The 11,587-nt window shown below is 37.7% G+C and carries 15 protein-coding genes; 1 reads left to right on the top strand and 14 read right to left on the bottom strand.

From position 1 onward, the window contains the following. Nucleotides 1–74: 74 nt before the first annotated feature. The 9 genes from sigK to CHI06_RS18430 all read right to left on the bottom strand — a co-directional run bounded on the left by sigK (nucleotide 75) and on the right by CHI06_RS18430 (nucleotide 6,052). Nucleotides 75–791 carry an RNA polymerase sporulation sigma factor SigK gene (gene sigK, locus CHI06_RS18470; RefSeq protein ID WP_095250093.1) on the bottom strand — a complete coding sequence of 239 codons (717 nt, stop codon included), beginning with the start codon at nucleotides 789–791 and terminating at the stop codon, nucleotides 75–77. Between the two features lie 553 nt (nucleotides 792–1,344). Continuing rightward, nucleotides 1,345–1,488 (bottom strand): YrzI family small protein, encoded by a 144-nt coding sequence (locus tag CHI06_RS18465; RefSeq protein ID WP_095250092.1) that lies wholly within the window; start codon nucleotides 1,486–1,488, stop codon nucleotides 1,345–1,347. A gap of 26 nt (nucleotides 1,489–1,514) precedes the next feature. Beyond that, nucleotides 1,515–1,655: a YrzI family small protein gene (locus tag CHI06_RS18460; RefSeq protein ID WP_095250091.1), complete on the bottom strand. Its 141-nt coding sequence runs from the start codon at nucleotides 1,653–1,655 to the stop codon at nucleotides 1,515–1,517. A 30-nt stretch (nucleotides 1,656–1,685) separates the two neighbouring features. Beyond that, entirely contained in the window at nucleotides 1,686–1,826 is a 141-nt protein-coding gene (locus CHI06_RS18455; protein ID WP_095250090.1) for a YrzI family small protein, read from the bottom strand. A 417-nt stretch (nucleotides 1,827–2,243) separates the two neighbouring features. After that, a complete protein-coding gene (locus tag CHI06_RS18450) occupies nucleotides 2,244–2,492 on the bottom strand; it encodes a YrhC family protein (protein WP_095250089.1) in 249 nt (82 codons plus the stop codon). 128 nt (nucleotides 2,493–2,620) lie between these two features. Further along, nucleotides 2,621–3,754: a bifunctional cystathionine gamma-lyase/homocysteine desulfhydrase gene (locus tag CHI06_RS18445; RefSeq protein WP_095250088.1), complete on the bottom strand. Its 1,134-nt coding sequence runs from the start codon at nucleotides 3,752–3,754 to the stop codon at nucleotides 2,621–2,623. Beyond that, nucleotides 3,755–4,678, bottom strand: a complete 924-nt coding sequence (locus tag CHI06_RS18440) for a PLP-dependent cysteine synthase family protein (protein ID WP_095250098.1) — start codon at nucleotides 4,676–4,678, stop codon at nucleotides 3,755–3,757. It lies immediately after the preceding gene. 23 nt (nucleotides 4,679–4,701) lie between these two features. Beyond that, on the bottom strand, nucleotides 4,702–5,397 hold the full coding sequence (mtnN, locus tag CHI06_RS18435) for a 5'-methylthioadenosine/S-adenosylhomocysteine nucleosidase (protein WP_095250087.1): 696 nt from the start codon (nucleotides 5,395–5,397) through the stop codon (nucleotides 4,702–4,704). A gap of 16 nt (nucleotides 5,398–5,413) precedes the next feature. Then, on the bottom strand, nucleotides 5,414–6,052 hold the full coding sequence (locus CHI06_RS18430; protein ID WP_095250086.1) for a class I SAM-dependent methyltransferase: 639 nt from the start codon (nucleotides 6,050–6,052) through the stop codon (nucleotides 5,414–5,416). Nucleotides 6,053–6,191: 139 nt separating this feature from the next. Here CHI06_RS18430 and CHI06_RS18425 point away from each other — a divergent pair, with 139 nt between their 5' ends. After that, nucleotides 6,192–6,401: a DUF2536 family protein gene (locus CHI06_RS18425; protein ID WP_179292681.1), complete on the top strand. Its 210-nt coding sequence runs from the start codon at nucleotides 6,192–6,194 to the stop codon at nucleotides 6,399–6,401. Between the two features lie 25 nt (nucleotides 6,402–6,426). On the opposite strand, the gene CHI06_RS18420 is transcribed toward CHI06_RS18425, so the two are convergent. The 5 genes from CHI06_RS18420 to CHI06_RS18400 all read right to left on the bottom strand — a co-directional run bounded on the left by CHI06_RS18420 (nucleotide 6,427) and on the right by CHI06_RS18400 (nucleotide 11,578). After that, nucleotides 6,427–7,092, bottom strand: coding sequence for a YrrS family protein (locus CHI06_RS18420; RefSeq protein WP_095250085.1), 666 nt, complete (start codon nucleotides 7,090–7,092; stop codon nucleotides 6,427–6,429). A 111-nt stretch (nucleotides 7,093–7,203) separates the two neighbouring features. Then, nucleotides 7,204–8,964, bottom strand: a complete 1,761-nt coding sequence (locus CHI06_RS18415; protein ID WP_095250084.1) for a peptidoglycan D,D-transpeptidase FtsI family protein — start codon at nucleotides 8,962–8,964, stop codon at nucleotides 7,204–7,206. Nucleotides 8,965–9,031: 67 nt separating this feature from the next. After that, on the bottom strand, nucleotides 9,032–9,508 hold the full coding sequence (gene greA, locus CHI06_RS18410; RefSeq protein ID WP_095250083.1) for a transcription elongation factor GreA: 477 nt from the start codon (nucleotides 9,506–9,508) through the stop codon (nucleotides 9,032–9,034). A gap of 161 nt (nucleotides 9,509–9,669) precedes the next feature. Then, a complete protein-coding gene (udk, locus tag CHI06_RS18405; RefSeq protein WP_095250082.1) occupies nucleotides 9,670–10,305 on the bottom strand; it encodes a uridine kinase in 636 nt (211 codons plus the stop codon). 1 nt (nucleotide 10,306) lies between these two features. Then, on the bottom strand, nucleotides 10,307–11,578 hold the full coding sequence (locus CHI06_RS18400; RefSeq protein ID WP_095250081.1) for a peptidase U32 family protein: 1,272 nt from the start codon (nucleotides 11,576–11,578) through the stop codon (nucleotides 10,307–10,309). Nucleotides 11,579–11,587: the final 9 nt, after the last annotated feature.

Below are 11,587 nucleotides of genomic sequence, written 5' to 3'. Positions count from 1 at the left end.
CAGAGTTCTAAAATCAATAGTTACCTTTAACACAGCCAATAAAAAAAACAGAGCCGTATACACCAGCTCTGTTTCTAGTTCTTCTTTTTACGTTCTTTTTCAGCACGATAAAATTCATGAAACATTTTCATTAGTGCGCGTTTTTCGATCCTTGAAACATAGCTTCTCGATATCCCCAATTCTTTCGCAATTTCTCGCTGGGTCTTTTCCTTTTGAAGGTCAAGGCCAAAACGGCCGACAATTACCTCTTTTTCTCTGTCGTCAAGGACATCGATATATTTCCGAATTTTTTCGAGTTCCATGTTCAACTGGATGGTATCAATAACGTCTTCTGATTCGGATTTGAGTACATCAATCAGTGAGATTTCATTACCTTCTTTATCCTGTCCAATTGGGTCATGCAAAGAGACATCTTTTTTCGTCTTCTTAAGTGCTCGAAGATGCATGAGGATTTCGTTTTCAATACAACGTGCTGCATACGTGGCAAGCTTTGTTCCTTTCCCTTCGGAATAGCTCTCAATTGCTTTTATCAAACCAATCGTTCCTATTGAGATTAGATCCTCTGAATCCTCACCAGTATTTTCAAACTTTTTTACAATATGTGCTACAAGCCGTAAATTATGTTCAATTAACATATTACGAGCATGTGAGTCCCCTTCCGCCATCAACCGTAAATATTTCCTTTCATCTGCAGCAGATAGGGGCTGCGGAAAAGCATTGTTTTTAACATAAGAGACAAGAAATAAAAATTCTTTAATGAGATAACCAAGTGCTGTGAGAATCCCTGCCATGCACATCCACCCCCGTGCTTTTTTGGGCTTTGCCTATAACTAATTCCTATGTTATAAACAGGGTGATTGTGTCTGTCCAAAACATTTTATTTGAAAATATAGGCTTTTATCACACTACAAAAAAAGCACTGACCTTTAAAAAGGTCAATGCTTCTTGTTATTCTACACTTAGCTCCGCTGTTATTACACAGCCAATCGCCGCTGTTATGACCAAAGCCATCACGATCATGAACATATTCTCCACCCCTTAAGATAGATCCTTTTATCTACTTCGAATTTATCACATTTTCACAGTATCTAACTTAAGGGGTTGTGAACATTTTGTTAACAAACATTTATCGTTAATCATTTATTGTTATTTATGATTTCACTTTTTGTTTTTCTTCTTTGCTTTCATGAAAAGAAACAATAAAAAGGTATGCACCGGCATTTTTCAACTACCTCCTTAATATCCTAACTAGGTGGTATCTTTCATACTCCATAAGCTTGCACCGCGTTTTTGAATTAAATAAATCATTGTAAACCCACCTTTCCTTTTTTTTCATTTAAAGCCTTAATACATAATGCGATGAACGGATATCTGACGATCCTTCGTTGCTTCATATATTTTTTCAATTTGTTCTTGGTGTGCTGCTTCTTCGATACTCATCTCACGTTTATTGATGGTAATGGATAAGAAAAAAATATTTAAGGTCATGACTATCACCTCCCATTAAGGGTTTATTACATTAAATGATAAGCAGTAACTTGACGGTCTTTGTGCTGATCATATAACTTTTCAACCATTTCATTTCGCATTGCTTCTTGCAGACTTTCTTTACGTTTCTTAACTGTAATTGAAAAAAATAAAATATTAAGAGTCATTTAAATACACTTCCTTTTTTAAGGGTTAATTTATAGTAAATGATAAACCGACAATTGACGTTCCTTGTTTTGCTCAAAAAGTTTTTCTATCGTTTCATTTCGAGTTGCTTGTTGTAGACTTTCTTTGCGTTTTTTTAATGTAATCGAGATAAAAAATATATTTAGTGTCATAACTATCACCCCTTCCCTTTATAACCAAATTTGTTAATAATATCCATTAAACAGGCGCAAAAAGGCCGCAAGAAAAATTACTCCCTTGCGGCCTTAATTTTAGGCACAAAAATACCGCAGGGCAGCACTCTCCCTGCGGCATGGATATGTTAGGTAACTAAAAAATTAGTTAAGCAATCCATTCCTGTCGGTCGAATGCAAATTATTTACATATGCAGTTGTCATCCAAATAGCATTACCCGTGGCAGCAACCATTAATTTCATCATCATTTTCTTCGACCTCCTTCGGAATTTTTTACTAACTACGGTAATTATATCCAGCGACATACCCTTTGTAAACCACTTTTTTGATATTTTTTTAAAAATAGTTAAATCGCCTGGTTTAATTCAAAAAAAATAAACGTCCCAAGGGAACGTTTATCTTTGCTTGCCGTCTTCTATATCCATAAGTTTAAGCTGGCACTGTTTCGATTGAATAAAAAGTAAAATCGAAACCGCTAAAAAGGACATAGAGGAGATCATCATTATATTTATATCCATCTCACTCTTAGTGTCTGATGGAATTATTACACCTAAAAAGAAAAATACACCGACAGCGAGTAATACGACAGCAAATTGTTTAAAATCAACCATTTTTTCATAAAGACTTTTTGTTTGTTTATCCACTGTTGGTCACCTGCTTTTCTTTAAATCTACTAAGCTACTTTAACATAAAAAACAGCATAAAAGAGTATGTAAATTTTAGAAAAACAAACAAAAAATAAATCCGGCATATAAGCCGGACAAAGAATTTATTATTCTAAGGCCTGTTTTAAGTCGTCAATCAAATCTTCAACGTCTTCAAGACCTACTGAAATTCTGACTAGCCCATCGGTAATCCCTAATTCCGCACGCCGTTCTGCGGGAATGGAAGCATGAGTCATTCTAGCTGGGACAGAGATTAGACTTTCAACGGCACCCAGACTTTCAGCCAAAGTAAAATAATGAATTTTACTTAATAGTTTATCTGCATTTTCTGCACTTCCCACATCAAATGATACCATACCACCAAAACCTCTTACCTGTTTTTTAGCAATTGCATGATGTGGGTGTGTTTCCAATCCAGGATAAAATACTTTTTGTACCTTAGTGTGTTCATGTAAGAAGTGAACAATTGCAGCGGTATTTTTCTCCGTTTCCTCCATACGAATACCTAATGTCTTAATCCCTCGTATTAATAACCATGAGTCCTGTGGCCCTAATACGCCTCCAGTCGAGTTCTGGACAAAATGAAGGTCTTCAGCAAGCTTCTTACTGTTAACTACAGCTAAGCCTGCTACGACATCACTATGGCCTCCTAAATATTTTGTAGCACTATGAAGAACAATATCAGCACCAAGCTCAATAGGATTTTGCCAATAAGGTGTTGAGAACGTATTATCAACAATTGTTAATAAACCATGTTCTTTCGCAAGATTTGCTACTGCTTCAATATCAGTAATCTTCAAAAGCGGGTTTGTGGGTGTTTCTAAATGAATTGCCCTAGTATTTGGTTTTATCGCACTGACAATCGTATTGAGATTACTAGTATCAACAAAAGTTGAATCAATACCTAAACGGTTTAATACTTTAGTCATGACACGAAAAGAGCCGCCATACACATCATCGGTTAAAATCACATGATCTCCACTGTTAAAAAGCATCATTACAGCTGTCATAGCAGCCATTCCGGAACCAAAGGCAAATCCTGCTTGACCACCCTCAAGATCCTTAATTAGCTCTTCAAGCGCAAATCGCGTTGGATTTCCTGTTCTTGAATATTCATAGCCTTTATGTCCGCCCACACCTTCTTGTTTATAGGTACTTACTTGATAAATGGGAAATGAAACTGCTCCTGTTGCCGGGTCGGTACTTATACCACCATGAATTAATTTTGTTTTTCTTTTCACCTAAATCCCCCCTTCAAAAATCTTCTTACTTAGATAGCGTTCACTTCCATCTGGGAATATAACGACAATATTCGCTCCAGCTTTAGCACTTTCTGCTTCCAACATGGCAGCCTTAAAGGCAGCACCGGATGAACTGCCAACCAATAATCCTTCTTTTGCTGCTAATTCTTTTACAAACCAAAATGCATCATCGTCAGAAATTGTATGAATGGCATCAAAATAGTCTGGGTCCATATAACCGGGAAGAAATTCCATACCAATTCCCTCAGTTTTATGGGGACCTGATTCACCACCATTTAAAATGGAGCCTTCTGGTTCGACAATAACAGTCTTTATGTCTATATTTTGGTCTTTTAAATAACGAGCTGTACCCATAAAGGTTCCGCCTGTACCTGCGCCTGCAACAAATGTACTTATTTTCCCATCCATTTGTTCCCATAGCTCAGGTCCTAATGTTTTATAATACGTTTCAGGATTTGCAGAATTGCTAAATTGCTGTGGACAATAAGATCCAGGAATTTCCTTAAGGAGAGCCTCTGCTTTCGCAATGGCTCCTTTCATCCCTTTTTCAGTAGGAGTATGAACAATTTTTGCTCCAAGAGCTTTCATTAATTCTTGTTTTTCTATACTGAATTTCTCTGGGACACATAAAATAACCTGCACGCCTTTGTTTAAGGCAGCAAGCGCTAATCCGATCCCTGTATTCCCGGCTGTCGGTTCAATAACCGTTCCTCCTTCTTGAAGCTTTCCACTCTCGAAAGCCTCCCGCAAAAGTTCTACACCGAGTCGATCCTTAACACTGCCGCCTGGATTCATGAATTCCAGTTTAGCAAAAATACGTACATCTTTTGGGAGAGGAAACTGTGAAATTTCTACAATAGGTGTATGTCCTATTAATTCATGGACATTTTTAAATATTCTCATCATCCCACCAGCCTTCTTGCCTACTACCCTAACGCCGCCACCATTTTCATAACCAGTGTAGCGGAATGGGTTGCGGCCTGGTCTATAAATTGATCAAATGAAGTTTCCGATTCTTTTCCTGCAATATCAGATAAAGATCGAATGATCACAAATGGAACACCAAATCGATGGGCAACTTGCGCAATTGCAGCTGCTTCCATTTCAACTGCCTGTAATTTTTCAAATTTAGAACGTACAAACTTCACACGTTCTGGATCCTCCATGAAAGAATCACCTGTAACAATTAACCCTTTAACAATTTGGAATTTACTTAGTTCCTTTGCGGCATTTTCTGCTATAGAAATTAACTTTTCATCAGCCAAAAATGCAGCAGGAAGCTGTGGTACCTGCCCATATTCATATCCGAAGGCAGTTACATCCACATCATGATGGCGGACTTCCGTAGAAATGACGGCATCCCCTACATTTAATTCTGGGTTAAAACCTCCAGCTGATCCTGTATTGATAATGCAGTCTGGTTTATATTTTTCAAGTAAAATGGTTGTCGACATCGCTGCATTTACCTTTCCAATTCCTGAGCGAAGCAAAATCACTTCTGCTCCATTCATTTGTCCAAGGGTAAACTCACATCCGGCTATTGTTTCTTGTGTTTGCCCCTCAATATTGTCTCTTAGTAATTTTACTTCTTCTTCCATTGCTCCAATGATGGCAATTTTCATGTCTAAAACCTCTCTCTTATTGTTTTTCTGCTTCCATTAACCAGACAAAATTATTGCAACGTTTAAACCTAACGATAAACCCACTTTTTTCCAAAATAGTTCTTAAGTTAGGAATGGTTGTATAATATTCTGTTTCCAGATCTTTTGCCAGATTATGAAAGCCTTCTGCTTTTGCTTCTACGATTGCATTATTATAATCTTTTCCTGATTCAAACATCGTATCCGCAAACACTATTCTACCACCTTTCGAAAGCAGCTTTCCATATTTGGCAATCGCTTCATCTTTTTCCTCATCGGTGAGGTGATGAAATGCATATGTTGAAACAATAGTATCAATATTTATTATTTCAGGAAAATGAAGAAAGTCACCCTCAAGAATTTTCACATTTGTACCAAGCTTTGCTTCTGCAATTCTCCTCATTGGAACAGACGGCTCAATTCCAGTTACATTCAAACCCTTTTCAAATAATATTTTTGTCAAGTTACCCGTTCCAACACCAAACTCTACCACATGCCCCATTGAACGTTCTTTGACAGCTTCTAATATTTGCTCATATCCCGCAAAAACCTCTTTATATTCTTGATTATGTCCGCTAACACTTTCATCATAGGAATCTGCCCATTGTTCAAAAACATCTAAAAATTCACGTCCCAAACTGGAAACCTCCAGACCTCAAACTTATAATTCCTATAAGTATACTATGAATTTATTTTAAAAATGTTATCGCATCTTCCATCTCTTATTGCTTTAAAAAAAATTAATTACTAAAATGTACATAGGGGAAAGGGTGATAATGTTGAATTTTCAAATTGACTTTATTGAGGATAAGGTAGAGTTCTTTGAAGCTACTGATCTTAAAGTTTTGGAAAAGAAAATTGAAGGAAAAATTGAGGAAAATAAAGCGATTCTCTTAGGGGTACATTCCGTCTCTCACCAAATGTATGTTACCGAGAAGGGGCAAACTTTCTATACCGCAGTTGTCCACTTTAAAAGAAAAAAATAGGATGGATAGCCCATCCTATTTTTTATTATTCAATGGCAGAAAGCTCTTCTACTTTAACTGGCTTCCAGCCTTCACCATCTACCCATTCAAGGTAGACATTGTATTTTTGTGTTTTATCCTTAGATGCAACGGTACTAAACGATCCAGTTCCAGATGCTTTATCCCGCCCTAACCAATATAAAGTCATATTACTTTCTTCCAACCCAGTTGCATATGAAATTGCCTTTCGCATTTCCTGCCAATCTACATGTGATTCATCATAAACTGGGGCATGTTCACCCGTTTGCACGGTACCTACAGGCTTCCAGGTAGGGTTCTCGATGGTTCTAACTACATTGGTAGTTCCATCTCCCTCGGTAATAACTGCCTGTGAGTCATCTTCCTGTTCAGGTGCTGAAGCTTCTTCACTCTCTTCATCAGCATTTTCCTCAGAATCTGTATCTCCCTCAGTTTCCCGGGCGGCGTCATTTTTTTCAGTATCTTTATCCTCTTTTTCTGAGGCTTGATTTGCTGTTGTTTTGGTATCTTCCTTTTTGGGTGCTGCTTTATCGTCACCTGATAAGAAGATCGTATAGGCTACAAAGAAAATGAGTGCTAGCACAATGACAATAAGACTATTTAAGATAATGTTCGTTTTCTTCCTTTTAGCTCGATAACCAGAACGTGAACCAGATTGGAAATCGTTACTCATATTAAAATCCCTCCAAATAGAAAAGCGAAAGCGCCGCTAAACAATTATTATGGCTGTCAACATTCTAACATGAATCGAAAAGAACGTGAAGGATTTTTCCTTAAGTTAATACTATTGTAATCCTTTGTCATATTCATATAACATTTTTACCATATCGGCAAATAATAAATTCACACCGCCTTCTGTATCGAGAACATCTAGATTAACGGCGACAAGCGCGTATTTAGGATTTTGATAGGGAAAATAGCCCGCAAACCACTTATTATGCAATTGTTTATCATTCTCATATTTCCCTGTCTCCGCGGTTCCTGATTTCCCTGCAACCTCATAGGGAAGGTCTTGAAACCATTTTCCAGTTCCATTCGGATTTACAACAACATCTCTTAATAATTTCTGAAGCTTCATTGCACTGTAAGGTGAAATGGTATCTCCAGATAATGCTTTATTATCGAAGGTAACCATCGTTGTACCATTTTTATACTCAATTTTCGAAGCAGTTCGTACCATTTCTTTTTTACCGCCTCTTGCGATTGTGGCCATCATATTGACTACAGCCAGCGGCGTTGCCCGAACCTCATGCTGACCAATCCCTGACATAGCTGCATAATTTTGGTCCTTCTTAGCCTCTTCTGTTAAAAACACCCTGCCTTTATCTTCATCGACAAGCTGTTTAAAATTATCAGTATGATAAACTTCACCCTGCCAGCCTACCTTACCTGTTAACGACAATTTCTCAGCATAATCCTCCAACATATTTTTATCTATTTTTTGAAGTTCCTTTGCTAGTTCTCCAAAGGTCCGATTACAGCTTCTCGCAAAGCTATCCGTAAAAGAGAGCATTCCATAATTATATTTGAGTTCAGGATCGCCATTAATTTTTTTGCTGCAATCAAATAACCTTGTTGGGCCATCCAGATTATTATCAATGGCAGCTGCTGCTACCACGGTTTTAAAGATGGAACCCATTATTTCTTGCTTTAGCATTCGGTTCGTAATCCCAGAGCCGCTATAAGGATCACTTTGATTGATAGCTGGACGTGAAACGGATGCTAGGACACTATTGGTTTGAATATCAAGGAGCACTAACCCGCCCTTATTTATTGCATGCTGGTCCACTAATTCCTCCGATTTCTGCTGTAAACTTTTATCAATCGTTGTTCTAACGTTTACTGGGTAAAAAGGATTAGCAGGATCTACATACTTTACATTAATTCCGAATAACGGTGCCCCGTCACCATCAACGTGATAGACAAGTTTGGACTTTCCTTCTGGAAGTAAAAATTCATCAAAACTTTCTTCTAGACCTGAAACACCAATAAGTGTCTTCTCAGAGAGATCCTTATTTGAATAACGTTTTTTTAATTCTTCAGCGTTTTCTCCCGTTAACCCAATTAATTGCTCTGCGAGTATTTCGGTGCGTTCAAATTTCTTTTCAATGGCAAATACACCGGGTATTTCAAGCTTATTAATTTTTTCCATTTGTGAAGGTGTTAATTCCAGTGGCTGTGGTTCTCCATATGCAAAAGGTTTATTTGCATCCTCTAAGGCGTTTTTTAAACTATTTTCTGAAATACCAGAAATAGTTGATACTGCTTCCATATCCCATTCCATATTTTTTAAAAAAGGGAAGAGGACAAGAACAGATACTTTCTTATGGGTAAGCAAATCTCCATTCCGATCAAGAAAATTACCGCGCCCGTTATCGATGACTAATTCCTGTGTTCTTTGTTTCACACTTTCTTCCAAAAGATTTACATTATGCTTCGAAAAAGTCTCCGTTTGAACCAACTGAATCTGAATTAATCGCCCAGTGAGAATCAATAACCCAGCTATACAAAGGACGAGTAATCCTTTAATTCGTCTACGTATCATAAAAAAACACCTCGTCAAAAGTTTTGACGAGGTGCTTCTATTTCAAACATAAAGTTAAAAAAATCAATTACTTAATAGAGACAATACGGACGCTCATTTCACCGCCTGGTGTTTGAACGGATACTTGATCGCCTACTTTTTTGCCGATTAGACTTCTAGCTATTGGAGAATCGTTTGAAATTTTTCCTTCAAACGGATCTGCCTCTGCACTGCCAACGATGGTATAAGTTTCTTCATCGCCATTAGGAAGTTCCACAAATGTAACTGACCTTCCTAAAGTAACCGAGTCGGTAACTGTGTCGCCTTCCACAATTATCTTTGCATTGCGAATCATATTTTCTAAAGTTGTTATACGACCTTCTACAAATGCTTGTTCTTCCTTCGCAGAATCGTATTCAGAGTTTTCAGATAAATCTCCGAAACTTCTTGCAATTTTAATTCTTTCTACAACTTCTTTTCGCTTTACCGATTTTAAATGTTCAAGCTCCTGGACTAGTTTGTCTTTACCCGCCTGTGTCATTGGAAATACTTTTTCGATCGCCAAAACTTCTCACTCCTTCTAGTCTTCACAATCCCCCATAGATTGTGTTTGATAATGTTATGTAGGTATCACATAAATACATAGGAGCGCGTCCTCTAAAAAGGGCGCGCAGCTTGTATTCATCCAATATGGATTCATTTGAACCTAATCTTTAGGCTATTGTTTCATAAAATTGACTTTTGTTCAAGAATTGTTTGAATTTTTGTGACCATTAAATCTATCGCCACATGATTTTGACCGCCTTCAGGGATAATGACATCCGCATATCTCTTAGTAGGTTCAATAAATTGATTGTGCATCGGACGAACCACATTCGTATATTGCTCAATAACTGAGTCCAATGTCCGCCCACGCTCTTTAATGTCACGTGACATCCTTCTGATAATTCGAATATCTGCATCTGTATCAACAAACAGCTTAATATCCATCAAATTACGTAACCGCTCATCTTCAAGAACAAGTATTCCTTCTAGTATAATAACATCTTTTGGTTCAACTTCAATGATTTCTTTCGAACGGGTATGAAGCGAATAATCATAAACTGGTTTGTCAATAGGCTCATAACGTAACAGCTTTTCAATATGTTCGATAAGCAAATCATTATCAAAAGCCAATGGATGGTCATAATTCGTCTTTAAGCGTTCCTCAAAGGGTAAATCACTTTGGTCTTTATAATAATAATCCTGTTGAAGCATGGTTATGGAATGACCTTTAAAGCTTTCATAAATTGCCTTTGTTACACTTGTTTTTCCTGAGCCGGAACCTCCGGCAACACCAATAACAACCGGTTTGCGCATCAACCTAGTTCTCCTTTCGCATCATGTTGTTAGGGTAAACCGGTTTGTCCAATTTAAATTGTACAATTTGAAGCGGATGTCTTGCTGCATCCAGTTCATTACCTTTTTCATCCCAAATTTTATCAATCACATGTGTAAAGTTTTGAATTTCCGGACCAAAGAATTCAACTTCCTGACCCGGTTTAAAGTGGTTTCGTTGTTGAAGTGTAACCATTTGCGTTTCTTCGTTGTAATCCAACACAAGACCGACAAATTCAAACTTTGTCTTGTTGCTATGATTACCAAACATTTGCTCTTTATACCCCGGAACACCTTCAAAAAACGCAGGTGCTGTTTCACGATTTGCACATTTGTCCAGCTCTTCTAACCACTCACGCTTAATGACGAAGTTGTCAGGGTCTGCACAATAGGCGTCAATTACTTTTCGATATACACTTACCACCGTTGCAATATAGTGAATCGACTTCATTCGGCCTTCAATTTTCAAGCTGTCAATTCCAAGCTCAATCATTTGAGGAATCGCTTGAATCAGGTTAAGGTCCTTTGGACTCATGGCAAATGGCGCATCATTCTCACCATAAAGAGGAACTTCAGTGTTGCTGCCTTCTAGTTGATATAAATCATAATCCCAACGGCAAGACTGACAGCAGCCGCCTCGGTTTGAATCCCTCGCGGTCATGTGATTACTTAATGTACAACGTCCAGAATAAGCAATACACATTGCTCCATGAATAAAGATTTCAATCTCAACATCGACTTTTTCTTTCATTTCTCTTATTTCTTCTGCACTCGTTTCACGTGCTAAAACGACACGCTCTGCACCGCTTTCCTTCCAGAACTGAGCTGTTTTCCAGTTTGAAATGGATTGCTGCGTGCTGATATGAATTTCAATTTCTGGTGCCAGCCTGCGGCATGTTTCAATAATCAATGGGTCTGCAACGATAATTCCAGCAATCCCAGTTTCCTTTAACCCAAGGATATAGTCTTCTAATCCATCAATATTTTCATTGTGAGCAAAAATATTTGTTGTAACATAGATTCTTGCCCCAAATTTTTTGGCGAATTCTACGCCTTCTTTCATTTCTTCAAATGTAAAGTTATCGGCGTTTGAACGTAAACCATATTCCTGACCGCCAATAAATACGGCATCAGCCCCATATTGAACAGCAATTTTTAATTTTTCAAGATTTCCTGCCGGCGCAAGGAGTTCCGGTTTTTTCACAATCACACGTTTTCCATCAATGATTTCAGAAACATTATCCTTAACTGTATTCATGAATGAACC

This window comes from Bacillus sp. 7884-1 (assembly GCF_002272245.1).
Classification (GTDB): domain Bacteria; phylum Bacillota; class Bacilli; order Bacillales; family Cytobacillaceae; genus Neobacillus.
Note: the sequence above shows the minus strand (reverse complement) of the source record. Positions and strands in the feature narration are given on the sequence as shown.